This is a genomic window from Oribacterium sp. HCP28S3_H8, from assembly GCF_052064775.1.
GTDB lineage: Bacteria > Bacillota > Clostridia > Lachnospirales > Lachnospiraceae > Oribacterium.
Genome location: NZ_JBQHUZ010000001.1, coordinates 336772 through 353354, shown reverse-complemented (window position 1 = coordinate 353354; position 16583 = coordinate 336772). Strand labels below are relative to the sequence as shown.

General features: G+C 49.7%; 11 protein-coding genes and 1 pseudogene. All 12 read left to right on the top strand.

The window, feature by feature from the left end; translation table 11 throughout:
* Positions 1–7 precede the first annotated feature (7 nt).
* Positions 8–868 carry a glutamate 5-kinase gene (gene proB / locus ACTNEN_RS01635; RefSeq protein ID WP_441204318.1) on the top strand — a complete coding sequence of 287 codons (861 nt, stop codon included), beginning with the start codon at positions 8–10 and terminating at the stop codon, positions 866–868.
* A gap of 149 nt (positions 869–1017) precedes the next feature.
* Positions 1018–1191, top strand: a complete 174-nt coding sequence (locus tag ACTNEN_RS01630) for a DUF896 domain-containing protein (RefSeq protein ID WP_441204317.1) — start codon at positions 1018–1020, stop codon at positions 1189–1191.
* A 135-nt stretch (positions 1192–1326) separates the two neighbouring features.
* Positions 1327–2598: a glutamate-5-semialdehyde dehydrogenase gene (locus ACTNEN_RS01625; RefSeq protein ID WP_441204316.1), complete on the top strand. Its 1272-nt coding sequence runs from the start codon at positions 1327–1329 to the stop codon at positions 2596–2598.
* Positions 2599–2601: 3 nt separating this feature from the next.
* The gene (gene miaB, locus ACTNEN_RS01620) at positions 2602–4044 is read left to right on the top strand and encodes a tRNA (N6-isopentenyl adenosine(37)-C2)-methylthiotransferase MiaB (protein ID WP_441204315.1); all 1443 of its coding nucleotides are present in this window, start codon (positions 2602–2604) and stop codon (positions 4042–4044) included.
* 102 nt (positions 4045–4146) lie between these two features.
* Positions 4147–6849, top strand: a complete 2703-nt coding sequence (gene mutS, locus ACTNEN_RS01615) for a DNA mismatch repair protein MutS (RefSeq protein WP_441204314.1) — start codon at positions 4147–4149, stop codon at positions 6847–6849.
* Positions 6846–8897 carry a DNA mismatch repair endonuclease MutL gene (gene mutL, locus ACTNEN_RS01610; RefSeq protein ID WP_441204313.1) on the top strand — a complete coding sequence of 684 codons (2052 nt, stop codon included), beginning with the start codon at positions 6846–6848 and terminating at the stop codon, positions 8895–8897. The genes mutS and mutL overlap by 4 nt, the downstream gene beginning before the upstream one ends.
* Positions 8894–9886, top strand: coding sequence for a tRNA (adenosine(37)-N6)-dimethylallyltransferase MiaA (gene miaA / locus ACTNEN_RS01605; RefSeq protein ID WP_441204312.1), 993 nt, complete (start codon positions 8894–8896; stop codon positions 9884–9886). Before mutL ends, miaA begins: the two co-directional genes overlap by 4 nt.
* The gene (locus ACTNEN_RS01600) at positions 9850–11133 is read left to right on the top strand and encodes an aminotransferase class I/II-fold pyridoxal phosphate-dependent enzyme (protein ID WP_441204311.1); all 1284 of its coding nucleotides are present in this window, start codon (positions 9850–9852) and stop codon (positions 11131–11133) included. The genes miaA and ACTNEN_RS01600 overlap by 37 nt, the downstream gene beginning before the upstream one ends.
* A 139-nt stretch (positions 11134–11272) precedes the next feature.
* Positions 11273–11974, top strand: a complete 702-nt coding sequence (radC, locus tag ACTNEN_RS01595; protein WP_441204310.1) for a RadC family protein — start codon at positions 11273–11275, stop codon at positions 11972–11974.
* A pseudogene (gene mreC, locus ACTNEN_RS01590) lies at positions 11964–12782 on the top strand (rod shape-determining protein MreC); the annotation flags it as partial. The gene radC and the pseudogene mreC, both read left to right, overlap by 11 nt.
* A gap of 341 nt (positions 12783–13123) precedes the next feature.
* A complete protein-coding gene (gene mreD / locus ACTNEN_RS01585; protein ID WP_441204309.1) occupies positions 13124–13681 on the top strand; it encodes a rod shape-determining protein MreD in 558 nt (185 codons plus the stop codon).
* 14 nt (positions 13682–13695) lie between these two features.
* Entirely contained in the window at positions 13696–16578 is a 2883-nt protein-coding gene (locus tag ACTNEN_RS01580) for a penicillin-binding transpeptidase domain-containing protein (RefSeq protein ID WP_441204308.1), read from the top strand.
* Positions 16579–16583 lie beyond the last annotated feature (5 nt).

The window sequence follows — 16583 nt, the reverse complement described above, 5'->3', positions numbered from 1 at the left end:
GTGGGCTATGGAAAGTGAAGAAAAGCGTAAGGCATTAAAATATAAAAAAAGAATTGTCATAAAGGTAGGCTCTGCCAGCATTACCCACCCGGAGACCGGGGACCTGTATCTTTCCAAGATCGAGAAGCTTGTAAGAGTACTTGCGGATCTTAAGGGGGAGGGTCGGGATGTCATCCTGGTTTCGTCCGGCGCCATTGCGACAGGACGGCAGACCCTCGGCATCCGAAGACGTCCGGATACCATGGCGGAGAAGCAGGCATTTGCAGCAGTCGGACAGGCAAGACTCATGATGACCTATCAGAAAATGTTTTCAGAGTACAGTCAGAACACCGCGCAGCTACTGCTTACCAAAAATGTCATTATAGATCCGGTTTCCCGGAAAAATACTGTCAATACCTTTAATGAGCTTTTGAAGCTTGGAGTAATCCCGGTTGTCAATGAAAATGACACGATTTCCACCGCAGAGATCCCGGAGGTGGAAACATTCGGCGATAACGACCAACTGGCTGCGATTGTATCCAGTGTGGTGCAGGCAGATCTCCTGATTCTGCTCTCGGACATAGACGGCATGTATACAGATGATCCGCATAAAAACCCGGAGGCAAGCTTTATCAGCTATGTACCGGTGATTACGGAGGAGATTCTCGGTATGGGCAAGGGCACAAGCTCCCGCGTGGGAACCGGCGGCATGTCCGCAAAGCTCTCTGCTGCAAGGATCGCGACAGATTCCGGAGCAGATATGGTGATTGCCCGCTTTACCTCTGCGGATGTTATTACGGATATTGTGGAGGGAGCGAATGTCGGCACGCTTTTTGCCGCACACAGGAACCAGAATTTTAACCTTATCCAATATATTGAGGATATTTGAACCCACTCGCCGCAAATCCAGGTTAAGGATATTCGATTTTATAGAGTCAATCGTTTCAAACCTTTAAGACTTGCATAAATTCGCTTTCATGAGGTTCAAAAGTAAATATTATTAAAATAAATTTCTAGAAAAAAATTAAAGGAAATACAATGGTAACAACAGAGGACATTTCAAGAATCAATGAGCTTTATCATAAATCCAAGACCTCCAAGGGTCTGACAGAGGAGGAACGGGAGGAGCAGCAGCGCCTCCGCAAGGCGTATATTGCGTCAGTAAGGGAGAATCTTAATAGTTATCTTAGTCAGATTGAGATTAAGGATTAAATTGACCGGGCTTAGAACAGGCAGTCATTAAGATCAGCATCTGGAATCGGTAAGGACAGACTGGACCGCAGCCAGGCTGGCAAGGACCGGAAATACGATATACGATGTTTGAGATTTTGGCAGGAGGGGAAAACCATGACAGATCTTGAAACGCTTGGAAAGAATGCAAGAGAGGCGGCGTATTCACTTGTAAAATATTCGGAGTCGGATAAAAACCGTGCTCTTGCCAATGCGGCGGAGGCACTCCGGGAGCACTGCGATGAGATCCTTCAAGCTAACCGGCGGGACCTTGACAATGGCAGAAGCAGCGGCATGTCTCAGGGCATCCTGGACCGCCTTATGCTTAATAAAGAAAGAATTGATGGCATGGCGGATGCGATCCTGGATGTCACACGACTTCCGGATCCGATCGGTGAGGTGCTCTCAGAGGATATCCGACCCAATGGTCTTAAAATCATAAAAAAGCGGGTTCCGATCGGTGTCATCGGAATCATCTATGAAGCCCGGCCAAATGTTACGAGCGATGCCTTTGCGCTTACGTTTAAGTCCTCCAATGCGGTGATCCTGAAGGGAGGGTCTGACGCGATCCACTCCAATATGGCAATCGCAGGGGTTCTCCGTAAGGCGCTGAAGGACAGCGGCTTTAACGAAAACGCCATCCAACTGATCGAGGCTACGGATCATGAGACGACCCAGGCCTTTATGAAGATGCATGACTGTGTGGATGTGCTGATCCCGAGGGGCTCCCGACGCCTGATTGAAGCGGTGGTAAAAAACGCCAGTGTGCCGGTCATCGAAACCGGTGCCGGAAACTGCCATATTTTTCTGGATGAGACGGCGGATGTCAACAAGGCGGTTCCTATCGTCTTTAATGCCAAAACCCAGAGAATCGGTGTCTGCAATGCCTGTGAATCTCTCGTCGCGGACCGGACGGTGCTTCCTGCGGTTCTGGTTCCTGTCATTCGGAAGCTTCAGGAGCGGAATGTGACTTGCTATGCGGATCCGGAGAGTCTTGCAGTGCTGCGTGCAGCAACAGATTTACATCAGGAGCTGATTCAGCCGGCAACGGAAGAGGATTTTGGAACAGAGTATCTGGACTATAAAATCTCCGTCAAGACGGTAGGCTCGGTGGAAGAAGCCATACAGCATATCAATCATTACTCGACAAAGCATTCCGAAAGCATCATTACAGAAAACCCGGATCATGCTGCAAGGTTTTTAAACGAGGTGGATTCGGCCTGCGTTTACTGGAACGCCTCGACTAGATTTACCGATGGAGGACAGTTCGGCTTTGGAGCGGAGATCGGGATTTCCACAGCAAAGCTGCATGCAAGAGGCCCGATGGGACTTAAGGAGCTGACCACCAGCAAGTACGAAATTACAGGAAACGGACAGATCAGGAAATAAAGGATGAACGAAACAATTTTTGATTTTAAGGATATTTGTGAAGTGGCACCGATGGAGGAGCCGGAGCGCCAGTACTATTTTATGGACCGGGTGCGGGAGCTTGTGGAAGTAAAAAAGCAGGAGGGCTACCGCGCACTCTGCAAGGTGAATGTCATTGGCTGCCAGATGTCCGCTAAGGATGGAGAGAAGCTTCTCGGCATTTTGGAGAAATGCGGGTATACTGCTACAGAGGATGAGGACAGCTGCGATGTGATTTTATTCACCACCTGTACTGTCCGTGAAAATGCCAATGAAAAGCTCTATGGCAGGATCGGCAGGCTGAAGCATCAGTATGAGCGGCATCCGGAGCTTGTGCTTGGTATTACCGGCTGTATGATGCAGGAGGAAGATGAGGTTGCCACCATTCAGAAAAAATACCCCTATGTAAAACTGATTTTCGGCACCCATAATATCTATAAGCTTGCGGAGCTTCTGTATCAGGTATTGATCCGTAAGCACCGGCAGGTGGAGGTCATGAAGGACAGCTCTATGATCGTGGAGAATCTGCCCTCTGACCGGAAATATAAATTTAAGGCTTCCGTCAACATAAGCTTTGGCTGCAATAATTTCTGCACCTACTGTATTGTGCCTTATGTACGAGGCAGGGAAAAAAGCCGTAATGCAACAGATATTCTGAGAGAGTGCGAGATGCTTGTGAAGGACGGAGTCAGGGAAATCACGCTCCTGGGGCAGAATGTAGACTCTTACGGAAATGATCTCTCCGGGGAGATTACATTCCCGGAACTTTTGGATGCGGTGGCTAGCATCCCGGGGATCGAGAGAGTCCGCTTTATGACACCCAATCCCAAGGATCTCTCGGACGAGCTGATTGAGGTGATCCGGAGAAATCCGCACGTGGCAAGGCACATTCACCTGCCGATGCAGTCGGGCTCCTCGGCACTGCTGTTTAAGATGAACCGGCATTATACCAAGGAGAGCTATCTGGAGCTTGTGCATAAGATTCATGACAGGCTCCCGGATGTAAGCCTTACGACGGATATTATTGTCGGATTTCCGGGGGAGACCGAGGAGGATTTCCAGGATACCATGGATGTGGTACGAGAGGCGAGGTTTGATTCGGCGTTTACCTTTATCTACTCCCGGCGGCATGGTACACCTGCGGCAAAATGGGATATGGTGCCGGAGGAAATCGTAAAGGACCGCTTTGAGCGGCTTTTGAAGCTTGTGAAGGAGTGCTCACAGGAAAACGAAGGCCGGGATCTCGGCAAGGTGATGGAGGCTCTGGTGGAGGAAACGGACAAGGAGAAGCCGGGCTATCTTACCGGACGTCTCTCCAACAATATCCTCGTGCATTTTGAGGGACCGGAGAGTCTCATTGGAGAAATGGTTAGGGTAAGGCTGGATGAGAGCCGCGGGTTCTATTATTTCGGTTCATTACAGAATTGATCAGGAAGTGTCTGACGGGAGTTCACTCACGGGCAGGCACTTCTTATGTTTATTTCCAGGGCTTTTATGCTCAGGGTTTTTGCAGCAGGGGAGACAGTGACCATGGCAGAAAATAAAATGTCACCGATGATGACACAGTATCTGGAAACCAAAAAGGAATATCCGGATTGTATCCTTTTTTACCGCATCGGCGATTTCTATGAGATGTTTTTTGAGGATGCTAAGATCGCCTCGGAGGCGCTGGATCTTGTTCTGACAGGAAAGGACTGTGGGCTTGAGGAGAGGGCGCCGATGTGCGGGATTCCCTTCCATGCCGCAGATTCCTATGTTGCAAGGCTCGTATCCCAGGGCTATAAGGTAGCCATTGGGGAGCAGGTGGAGGATCCGAAGCTTGCCAAGGGACTTGTAAAAAGAGAGGTTATCAGAGTTATCACCCCCGGCACGGTTACGGCGGAAACCGCACTGGATGAGAGCAAAAATAATTTCCTCATGAGCATCTATTATAATGACTCAGGCTTTGGCGTTTCCAGCGTAGATGTTTCCACAGGTGAGTTTCTGACCACGACCTGTAATACGGCAAAGGATGTCATGGATGAGCTCAGCCGCTTTTCTCCGGCGGAGATTGTCTGTAACCATAGCTTTATGATTTCCGGAATGGATACGGATCAGCTTAAGAACCGTTTTAATTTGATTATTACGGAGCTGGATGATGCGGTTTACCAGGATGATACCGCGACAAGGCTGCTGGAAAAGCATTTCCATGCAAGCATTGAGGGGATTGGGCTTAAGGATCGGGAGCTTGCGCGGCTCTCTGCTGCCGGTGCGCTGTCCTACATCTATGATACGCAGAAGGGCTCGGTAGATTACATTTCCAATATCCGCTATTACTCCAGTCAGCAGTTTATGATCATTGATAATTCGACGCAGCGGAATCTGGAGCTTACAGAGACAATGCGGGAGAAGAAAAAGCGCGGGACACTGCTCTGGGTGCTGGACAAGACCAAAACCGCGATGGGCGCACGGCTTATGCGCCGCTTCCTGGAGCAGCCGCTCATTTCCATAGAGGAGATCACTCGCCGGCAGGATCTGGTGGATGAGCTCTGCGACCGTTATATTGACCGCGAGGAACTGTCCGAGTATCTTGGCTCGATCTATGATCTTGAGCGGATTCTCGGTAAAATCAGCTATACCTCCGCAACTCCAAGGGATCTCATTGCCTTTAAGGAGTCGCTTCATATGCTTCCGGATATCCGGCAGCAGCTTAGGTCCTTTACATCCGCACTTGCCAGGGAGATCCGGGATGGCATCGATGAGATGCAGGATCTGTACGAATTGATTGACAAAGCCATCATAGAGGATCCTCCGGTTTCCTCCCGGGATGGCGGGCTCATCAAAAAAGGATACCATCCGGAAGCTGACAAGTATATGGATGCCAAAACGGATGGCAAGCGATGGCTTGCAGAGCTGGAAGCAGAGGAACGTCAGAAAACCGGAATCAAGACGCTGAAGGTAAAGTACAACCGGATTTTCGGCTATTGCCTTGAGGTTACCAATACCTTTAAGGACCAGGTGCCGGATTATTACATCCGGAAGCAGACACTAGCGACCGGCGAGAGGTATACGACGGACAAGCTCGAGGAGCTTCAGAACACGATCCTCGGCGCCGAGGAGAAGCTCAATGCCCTGGAATACGAGCTTTTCTGTAATGTCCGGGATACGATCGGAGCAAACATCAAGAGAGTCCAGCAGACATCCCATGCCATTGCCATGCTGGACTGCATGGTTTCGCTCTCCAAGGTGGCAACGAGCAATAACTACGTCCGTCCGAGGCTCAATGACAACGGGACACTGATGATCAAGGATGGCCGGCATCCGGTGATCGAGAAGCTGATGCAGGACGGCATGTTTGTTGCTAACGATACCCTGCTGGATGATGAAAAGGAGAGAATTGCGATCATCACCGGACCCAACATGGCAGGAAAGTCGACCTACATGCGTCAGGTTGCGCTCATTGTGTTGATGGCAAGTATTGGCTCCTTTGTGCCGGCATCCAAGGCGGACATCTGTATCTGCGACCGGATTTTTACAAGAGTCGGTGCATCCGATGATCTTGCTTCCGGACAGTCCACCTTTATGGTGGAGATGAACGAGGTTGCCAATATCCTGCGCAATGCGACAACCCGTTCCTTATTGATCCTGGATGAGATCGGCAGAGGCACCTCAACCTTTGACGGACTTTCCATCGCCTGGGCGGTAGTCGAATATATCAGTAAGGTTGTAAAAGCCAAGACCCTCTTTGCAACTCACTATCATGAGCTGACCGAGCTGGAGGGCAAGCTGGACGGCGTCAGTAATTACTGTATTGCAGTGACAAGCCACGACTCCGATATCATTTTCCTCCGTAAGATCATCCCGGGCGGCGCAGACCAGAGCTACGGCATTGATGTGGCAAGGCTTGCCGGTGTCCCGAAGCCTGTCATCGACCGTGCCAAGGAAATTGCGGCGGAGCTTACCGATGCGGATATTACCGGAAAGGCAAGAGAGATTTCCAGTGCGGACAGCTACCGGCAGGAAGCATTCGCAGAGGAGGAAATGGGGGAGCCTGAGACATCGGAGTCTGCGAATGCATCCTCCGCGGAGGTACCCGCCGGGAGCAAGGACGTGTCTTTGCAGGGTGGAAATCCTCTCCCGGCAGGGGTGGAGGCGGCGGTCAGCTACCTCAGATCGCTTGACTTAAATCACATGACTCCGCTGGATGCAATGAACACGCTTTTTGAACTTAAGGATAAGCTGTTAAAATCATGAAAATAAACATTTTAAGTGATGAAACCATCAATCAGATTGCAGCGGGTGAAGTTATCGAGCGACCGCTCAGCATTGTGAAGGAGCTTTTGGAAAATGCCATTGATGCCGGCTCCAGCTCAGTTTCCGTAGAAGTCCGGGAGGGCGGCATTGCCATGGTCCGGATTACGGATAACGGGATCGGGATTGCAAGAGAGGATGTGCGCAATGCATTTGTAAGGCACGCAACCTCCAAGATCCGGGATGCGCGCGACCTTGGAAGCATTCAGACGCTTGGCTTCCGGGGTGAGGCACTTGCCTCCATTGCGGCAGTTTCCGAGGTGGAAATGATTACCAAGCAGCCCGGGGCGCTCTATGCCACGCACTATGTGATAAACGGTGGCGTGGAGCAGGAGCTGTCGGAGATCGGCGCACCGGATGGTACAACGATCATCGTTCGGAACCTTTTTAAAAATGTGCCTGCCAGAAGGAAGTTTCTGAAATCCCCGCAGACGGAGTCCTCCAGGATCCAGGATATTGTAGAGATGGAAGCTCTGGCACATCCGGAAGTGAGTTTCCGCTACCTCCAGGATGGCCGGCAGCGTCTTGCCACGCTCGGTAACGGCTCCCTCATGGATGTCATTTACTCGATTTACGGTCGGGATGTCACGAACCAGCTGATCTCTGTCAATAAAGCATATCAGCGGTCTTCCTTTACCGGGATTCCGGCGGTGACCGTCCGGGGCTTTGTGGGGAGGCCTCAGATCAACCGGAGCAACCGGAACTTTGAAATTTACTTTGTCAATTCCCGGTATGTAAAAAATCCGATGATTTCCAAAGCGATTGAGGATGGCTGCCGGGATTTCCTCATGCAGCATAAATTTCCGTTTACGGTGCTCAGGATTGATGTCAATCCGGAAATTGTGGATGTCAATGTGCATCCGCAGAAGATGGAGGTTCGGTTCTCGGATGGCATGCTGATCTATAACTGTCTGGTAGACAGTATCCACGAGGCATTGCATCAGGCAGAGCTGATTGTCAATACCGATCTGGATGCGCCGGTGCAGGAAATGCCGGCGTCTTCTGTGAAGGTGACAAAGGAAACAGAGCCTTTAACTATGCAACAGGAGCTTCGGGCTTCAGAAGCCTTAAATAAAGGATTTTCAGAAAAGGAAAGCCCTGATGGTACGATTCCAGATGGAAAAGCTCCTGATGCAGCAATGGCTTCTCCATCCCATACTGCGGATGCGAATGCAAATGCTCCCCGGCTTCCGCATGTGGAGCCTTTTGAAACGAGACGTGAGCATTTAAGCGGAAGCCAATATGAGGAAGCGCTGCGTCCGGTTCTGCATCCGGAAGCGGTCCCGGAGCAGCTGGAGGCGCTGGGCGGCTCCAGCGGTCGCTTTACCTACGGCGATTTTGATCTTACCAAGGCACAGGAGAAGCCGGTGCAGGAAACGCTTTTCAGCGAGCGCTTCCTCAGCGAGAAGGCACGACTTCAGCATCGGATCATCGGGCAGGTATTTGATACCTACTGGCTCGTGGAATATGGCGACAAGCTTTACATCATTGACCAGCATGCCGCCCATGAGAAGGTAAACTTTGAGCGGCTTATGAAGCGACTCAAGGATAAAAAGCCGGCATCGCAGTATTTAAATCCGCCGATCCTTCTCAATTTATCCGGGGAGGAGTCCTCGATGCTTGAGAAGTATCAGAGCTATTTTGAACAAATGGGGTACGAGCTTTCCTATCTTGGCGGACGGGATTACAGCGTATCTGCGGTGCCAACAGACCTTCCGGAAATCGGAAAAAAGGAGCTTCTTCTGGAAATGCTGGATGATCTCACAGAGGAGACGGGCATGACAACGGCAGACTCCATTTATTATAAAATTGCGTCCATGTCCTGTAAGGCAGCCGTCAAGGGCAATAACCGGATCAGTCTCATGGAGGCAGATGCGCTGATTGATGAGCTTTTAAGCCTGGATAACCCGTATGCCTGCCCGCACGGACGCCCAACCATCATTTCCATGTCAAAATATGAGCTGGAAAAGAAATTCAAGAGAATCGTATGACACAAGAAATGGATTTTATAAAACCGCATCCGACTGCTGCAGAGAAGCCGCTGATTATCATCGCAGGACCTACCGCTGTAGGTAAAACCGCGGTTTCGGTAGCGGTCGCGAGAGCAATGCATGGCGAATGCATCTCCGCCGACTCTGTCCAGATCTACCAGGGGCTTGACATCGGTTCCGCCAAGGTGACCAGAGAAGAGATGCAGGGAGTTCCGCATCATCTTATTGATGTGATTCCTCCGACGGTAAATTATGATGCCGCGATGTTTCAGCGTATGGCAGGAGCTGCAATCAAGGATGTATATGAAAGGAAGCATATCCCGATCCTGGTCGGCGGTACCGGATTTTATATTCAGGGCTTATTGTACGGTATAGACTTTACAGAGGAGCCCTCGGAGGAGCAGCTCGCACTCCGGAGGAAGCTGGAAGAGCAGGCGGCGCTGCCGGGAGGTCCGGAGAAGCTATATGCAGAGCTCATGCGCGTGGATCCTGCCTCTACAGTAAAGATCCATGCGCATAATGTCCGCCGGGTGATCCGTGCACTCGAGTTTTATCGCCTGCATGGAACGCCGATTTCCCGGCATAATGCGGAGGAGCGGAAGAAATCTCCGATCTATGACAGTATGTTTTTTGTACTTACCGATGACCGGGAGGCCTTGTACCAGAGGATCAATGACCGGGTGGATCTTATGATGCAGCAGGGGCTTCTGAATGAAGTCCAAAGGCTTAGAGACATGGGGCTTGATCGGAGCCTTACCTCCATGCAGGGGATCGGCTATAAGGAGCTCCTGGAGTATTTGGATGGAAATATCAGCTTAGAGGATGCGATAGAGCTTATTAAGAAGCATTCGCGGAATTATGCCAAGCGGCAGCTGACCTGGTTCCGGAGAGAGCGGAATGTCATCTGGGTAAATATTAAGGATTTTGATTATAAAAAGGATAGTATAGCAAAATGGATAATAGAGAAATGTATGAATCAATGGGGATAAAAAAGGAAGTGCTGGATTTCTGTGAGCCGGTGCTGAGGTCTCTTGAGGACCGTTTCCGGGAAATTGATGAGATCGCAGAGTATAACCAGGTCAAGGTGATCCGCGCGATGCAGGAGGCACAGGTTTCCGAGGCACATCTTTACGGTACGACGGGCTACGGCTATGACGATATCGGACGGGATGCGCTGGAAAAGGTTTATGCCCATGTGTTCGGGACAGAGGATGCGCTGGTGCGTTCGCAAATCATCTGCGGCACACATGCGCTTGCAATTGCTCTTCAGGCAAATACAAGACCCGGCGACGAGATTCTCTGCCCGGCTGGTAAGCCCTACGATACACTGGAGGAGATTATCGGGATCCGCCCGTCTGCAGGTTCGCTCAAGGAGTATGGTGTAAGCTACCGGCAGGTGGATCTTAATCCGGACAGTTCCTTCCGCTATGAGGAAATCCGAAATGCCATTACAGATAAGACGCGGCTCGTTGAGATTCAGCGCTCCAAGGGCTATAGCTCCCGTAATACATTTTCTCCGGAGGAAATTGGAGAGCTCATCCGTTTTATCAAGTCCATCAAACCGGATGTCATTTGCATGGTGGATAACTGCTATGGAGAGTTTGTTACACGGGATGAGCCAAGTAACTTTGGGGCGGATATGGTTGTAGGGTCGCTGATTAAAAATCCGGGCGGCGGACTTGCGCCGATCGGTGGTTACATTGCCGGCACCAGGGAATGCATTGAACGCTGTGCTGTCCGTCTTACCGCGCCGGGACTTGGCAAAGAGGTCGGACCATCCCTTGATACCAACAAGAGCTTTTTCCAGGGACTGTTTATGGCACCGACAATTACCGCAGGTGCAGAGAAGGCAGCGATTTTTGCAGCAAGCGTGTATGAAAAGCTGGGCTTTGCCTGTCATCCTAAGGCTTCCGACAAAAGATACGACATCATTCAGGCAATTACGCTTGGCTCGGAGGCTGGTATGGTCGCATTTTGCCAGGGGATCCAGGCAGCAGCTCCGGTCGATAGCTTTGTGACGCCGTATCCGGATGATATGCCGGGATATGACTCCAAGGTCATTATGGCAGCAGGAGCCTTTGTACAGGGCTCGTCCATTGAGCTGTCTGCGGACGGACCGATCCGTGAGCCGTACAATGTATATTTCCAGGGCGGGCTTACCTGGTATCATGCCAAGCTCGGAGTTCTGATGACGGTGGAAAAGATGTATGAAAAGGGGCTGATCAGGCTCGCATAAGCCTGGTATCGTACCATTAAGATCCATAAAAACACTTTTCATGCACTCCTTAAGAATTTCAAAATGCATTGTTCTGTTCTGCATCCTATGCTAATATATTAGAAATGTGGGCTCCGGTTCCTGGCAGAACAGGAGAAAAATGAATCAATTTAAAACAATGAAATCCGAGGACATGCCTCAGGAGAAATGCTTACGGCAGGGACCTGAGGCTTTAAGTGATGCAGAGCTTCTGGCAATCCTCATACGCACCGGAACCAAAGAACATTCCGTGCTGGAGGTTTCAGAGGAGATTCTTAAGCTTAATCCGCAGTTTGACGGTCTGGTAGGGCTGATGCATTTTGACATCAAAACGTATCAGGAGGTTTCCGGGATCGGCGAGATCAAGGCAGTACAGCTTTCTGTAATAGGAGAGATCGCGCGTCGGATCTGGAACCGGTCCAGAAGACAGAGCATACAGGATTTCCGCTCAGTGGATGCCGTCATACAGTATTTTAAGGAGGATTTAAGACATTTGGATCATGAGGTGATACGTGTCTTGTATCTGGACAATCATCTGCATCTGATCCAGGATGCGCTGATTTCCTCGGGCACCTGCAACCGGACGGTGATCTCAACAAGAGATATTATGATCCGGGCACTTCGCTGCAGTGCGGTGTCCATGATCTTATGCCACAATCATCCGGCAGGAGATCCGACACCCTCGGAGGAGGATATTTTTTTTACACGACAACTGGAGGCTGCATGCAAGCTGATGGAGCTTCCGCTTTTAGACCATGTGATTATCGGAGATAACTGCTATTACAGCTTCAGAGAGCAGGATTTGAATTTCAGTGGAAAATAAACATAGTAAATATATCTTCATCATATTATCGGTACTTTGCGTCATGCTGATCGTTCTTTCCTCTGTAAAGGACGGTCTCATGAACCCGATTCGGAACACTATAGGCTATGTACTGGTCCCGGTGCAGTCCGGAGTTAACCGGATCGGCTATGCCATTTACGAGCAGCTCGCAGATCACCGCACCCTTGAGGAAATCCGGAAGGAAAATGATACGCTGAAGGATAAGGTGGATTTCCTTACGGAAGAAAACAATATCCTGGAACAGAACAGCGCGGAACTGGACCGGCTGCGTTCACTGTATCAGTTGGACCAGGATTATCTTAATTATCAGAAGGTCGGAGCGAGGATTATAGCAAAGGATTCGGAAAACTGGTTCCAGGTCTTCCGGATTAATAAGGGTTCTCAGGACGGGATCCGCGTAGATCAGAACGTGATTGCCAACGGAGGACTGGTTGGAATTGTTACAGATGTAGGATTAAATTACGCAACCGTTCGCTCCATCATTGATGATGAGTCCAGGGTATCCGCCATGGGGATCCAGTCCAGCGATACCTGTATTGTGGCAGGTGACCTTACACTCTTTCAGGAAGGACGTCTGCGCATTACGGATATGAAAAAGGATGCAGTCATTCAGGATGGAGACAGAATCGTCACATCCAACATCTCCTCTAAATTTGTACCGGGAATCCTGATCGGATATGCAGTGGATGTTCATGATGACGAAAAGCATCTCATGAAAAACGGATATCTGATACCGGCAGCTGATTTTGATGATATGTCCGAGGTTCTCGTTATTACAGAGGTCAAAGCGGACAGCTTTAAGGATACCAACGACGGCAGTGACGTTGCGGTGTCTGATGGAACTGCCGCAGCGCCCGCTCCGGCGGTGGAAACCTCCGGGGAGGACGCCGCAACAGAGGAGAGTGAGACCGCTGCTCCGGCAGAATCCAGCCCGGCGGCATCCTCTCTTGTGGAATCTTTGTCGCAATCCTATCAGGGCGCGCAAGCGTCTCAGGATACCGAAACCCAGGGAGAGGCAGGAGGTCTTACTCCGGAACAGATTTCAGAATATGAAAGAAACCATCCGGAGACGGAGGAGGATACCGCGGCCTCCGGTAACGGGACCGCTTCCGGGGAGGGAAGCCAGTAATGAAAAAGAAAAAATCCGGTAAAATAAGCTTCAGTACCTCGGAACGGTCACAGAAGCTTCTCCGGCTAAGGCTCAGGTTTGTGATCTATGTACTGTCCATTGTGCTTGCGTTTCTGATTCAGACCAGTGTGTTTCCGCTGATTCCATTTCTTGCGGCAACCCCTAATCTTTTGCTGATTCTGACGTTTTCCTTTGGATTTATTCACGGTAATCTGGGAGGGATGTTGTATGGACTGGGAGCAGGGCTGCTCATGGATATGTTTTATTCCGGCCCCTTTGGATTTTATAGCCTGATTTTTATCTTTATCGGTTATATCAATGGCTTTTTCAGTCATTATTATTATGAGGAATACAATACGCTGCCTGTGCTCATGTGCGTGTTTAGTCTGTTGATCTATCACAGCTACATTTATGTGTTCCGCTTTCTGATCCGCGCGAAATTCAGCATTCCTTATTACTTCATGAGGATTGTGCTTCCGTCTGTGGTTTTTTCTGTACTGGTTACGCTGATTCTTTATCGATTTTTCTTTACTGCAAGTGAAAAAATCGACAGCTAGAGGTTTTTTTATTGATGATGCATACAATCAAGGAACTACTGGAAATGATAAAAGAGCTGGTACTGCGGATTGTGACCTCGCGCCTGTTTGCGCTGGGAACCGTATTTACAGTACTTTTCAGCATCCTCATACTGCAGCTTTTCCGACTGCAGATTATCCATGGCGATGAATATATGGCGGATTATCAGAGCCGCACGCTGCAGGAGGTTACGACTACCGGAACCCGCGGTAATATTTATGACAGGGACGGAAATCTGCTGGCATACAATGAGCTTCAGTATAACATTACCATTTCGGATAATGGCGCATATGATACCACGGATGCAGGCATCAATGCCAGAAACCGGATGCTGTACCGTCTTGCCGGAATCATCGAGAAATATGGCTATCATGTCGATGGACAGTACAAGATCCGTCTTGATGACAATAGAGAGTTTACGTACACGACAACATCGGAGGATGATCAGCGCCGTTTTATTGCCAACCTCCGTGGCAGAAATACAGCGGATCTTAAGGCAGAGGATTTTGAGCTTACGGCGCCGGAAGCATTCGCGTACAGCAAGCATCGCTATCGCTTTGATGATATCAAGGATGAAAAGGGCAATCCCATTGTGCTGGAAAACAGTACCGCACTGGATATGATTAATATTTTTTATACTCTGCGGCTGACTGCATATCAGAGATATCAGACAACGACAATCGTGCGTAACGTCTCCGAGGAGTGCATGTCGGAGATTCAGGAAGCGATGGGTGAGCTGCAGGGCGTCGGCATTGAAAATGTTTCCGTGCGGAAATACAATTACGCGCCTTATGTGTCTCATATTGTAGGCTATACCGGACAGGTCCGTGCAGATCAGCTGGAAGCGCTTAAGGAGACGGATCCAAGCTATGAGCTTAATGATACGGTTGGCGTCTGGGGTCTCGAAAAAAGCGAGGAAAGTGTATTAAAGGGTAAGAAGGGTCACCGCAAGATGTATTTAAACTCTGTGGGAAGTATCCTGGATGTGGTTTCTGAAACAGAAGCCAGCGCCGGTGATGACATTTATACCACGATATCTGCGGCGGACCAGATGGCGATTTATCATTTACTGGAGCAGGAGCTGGCAGGTATCCTGGTTTCCAAGATCACCGAGAGCTATGAGGATAATAAAAATGCCAATATCAAGCAGTCGCAGATCATGATTCCTCTGAAGGATGCGTATTTCCAGCTGATAAACAATAATGTGCTGGATGCACAGCACTTTTTTGATGAGCACGCAGGAAGTGCCGAGCAGCAGATCGCTGCGATCTTCAGCGCGGACAAGGCGCAGAAGCTTACAGAAATACAGAACGAGCTGTATTCCACGAGTGGCAGCAGTCTGGAAATGCTCCCGCAGGACATGCAGGCGTATGTTGTCTATATTTATGACTACATCACATCGGATGCTTCCGGCATGATTGACACCAAAAGTCAGAGCTATCTTAAATCCAAGGCATATACTGCATGGAGAGATGACACCATCTCGCTCCATGATTTTATCCTGGAGGGCATAGAGGAAGGATGGCTTGATACCTCAAAGCTGAAGCTGGATCAGGCGTATTCGGATACCGAGAGCATTTTCCAGGCACTTGTTTCAGAGCTTATTGCGCATCTCAATGAGGATACGGCTTTTGATAAGGTATTATACAAATATGCGATCACGGACCGTATCCTGCCGGGGTATCTGCTTATGATGGCATTGTTTGAACAGGGGGTTCTTGCGCAGGATGATGCAGCCTACCAGCAGCTTGCGGCGGGAGACGAGCATTTTGCGTATACCTTTTTGATCGATAAAATCCGGAAAATAGAGATTACACCTGCACAGCTTGCTCTGGATCCTTGCAACGGATCTGTTGTGGTTACCGATGTCAATACCGGCAAGGTGCGGGCACTTGTAACCTATCCGGGCTTTGATAATAACAGGATCAACGATCCGCAGTATCTCGCAAAATGCAATGCTGATCTTTCCCTGCCACTGCTTAACTCGGCAACACAGACACAGCTGGCACCCGGCTCCACCTTTAAGCCCATTACTTCTGTGGCGGCTCTCGAGGAGGGCGTTATGGGGTTGGATAGTGTCATAGATTGTACCGGAGATTATACAGAGGTTACACCGGACATTAAGTGCTGGATTTATCCCTCCGCGCATGGTCCCGAAAATATCGTCGATGGCATTAAAAACTCCTGTAACTACTTCTTTGCCGAGGTTGGACATAAGCTTGCCACTGGAGATGACGGAACGTATAATCAGCAGCTGGGGATCAGCCGGATCCAGAAGTATGCATCAATGTTCGGACTTAGTGAAAAAACCGGTCTGGAACTGGATGAGGCTGAACCGAGAATCTCCGATTATGACCCGGAACGTTCTGCCATGGGACAGGGAAATCATGCCTACAACGGCGCGCAGCTTGCCCGGTATATCACGGCGGTTGCCAATAGCGGAACTCTTTACAGGCTGTCTATCATGGATCACATCACGGATGCCGATGGCAACGTGATCAAGACGATCGATCCGGAAGTGGAACAACAGCTGAATGTAAGCTCACGTACCTGGAGTGCGGTGCATACAGGACTCCGCGAGATGATTACCCATGGAGTTGCCGCCAGTGTCTTTAAAGGACAGGATATCACGGTTGCCGGAAAGACCGGTACAGCACAGGAGCGGGAGGACCGCGGAAACCATGCGGTCTTTGTATCCTATGCGCCCTATGATCATCCGGAAATCAGTGTTACCGTCAATATTCCGTATGGATATTCCTCAGGTAATGCTGCAAATCTGGCAAATCACGTATATAATTATTGTTTCGGTAAGGATAGTCTGGAAAGCATACTTTCTAGGGATGCATCCTATATTACTTCACTCAATGTTTCAGACTGATCCGG

What these genes read in the sequence shown, in the direction of transcription:
- mutL (WP_441204313.1), top strand. Translation starts at nt 6,846, where the DNA reads ATGAAAATAAACATTTTAAGTGATGAAACCATCAATCAGATTGCAGCG.
- miaA (WP_441204312.1), top strand. Translation starts at nt 8,894, where the DNA reads ATGACACAAGAAATGGATTTTATAAAACCGCATCCGACTGCTGCAGAG.
- ACTNEN_RS01580 (WP_441204308.1), top strand. Translation starts at nt 13,696, where the DNA reads ATGATGCATACAATCAAGGAACTACTGGAAATGATAAAAGAGCTGGTA.
- mreD (WP_441204309.1), top strand. Translation starts at nt 13,124, where the DNA reads ATGAAAAAGAAAAAATCCGGTAAAATAAGCTTCAGTACCTCGGAACGG.
- ACTNEN_RS01600 (WP_441204311.1), top strand. Translation starts at nt 9,850, where the DNA reads ATGGATAATAGAGAAATGTATGAATCAATGGGGATAAAAAAGGAAGTG.
- mutS (WP_441204314.1), top strand. Translation starts at nt 4,147, where the DNA reads ATGGCAGAAAATAAAATGTCACCGATGATGACACAGTATCTGGAAACC.
- ACTNEN_RS01630 (WP_441204317.1), top strand. Translation starts at nt 1,018, where the DNA reads ATGGTAACAACAGAGGACATTTCAAGAATCAATGAGCTTTATCATAAA.
- miaB (WP_441204315.1), top strand. Translation starts at nt 2,602, where the DNA reads ATGAACGAAACAATTTTTGATTTTAAGGATATTTGTGAAGTGGCACCG.
- proB (WP_441204318.1), top strand. Translation starts at nt 8, where the DNA reads ATGGAAAGTGAAGAAAAGCGTAAGGCATTAAAATATAAAAAAAGAATT.
- radC (WP_441204310.1), top strand. Translation starts at nt 11,273, where the DNA reads ATGAATCAATTTAAAACAATGAAATCCGAGGACATGCCTCAGGAGAAA.
- ACTNEN_RS01625 (WP_441204316.1), top strand. Translation starts at nt 1,327, where the DNA reads ATGACAGATCTTGAAACGCTTGGAAAGAATGCAAGAGAGGCGGCGTAT.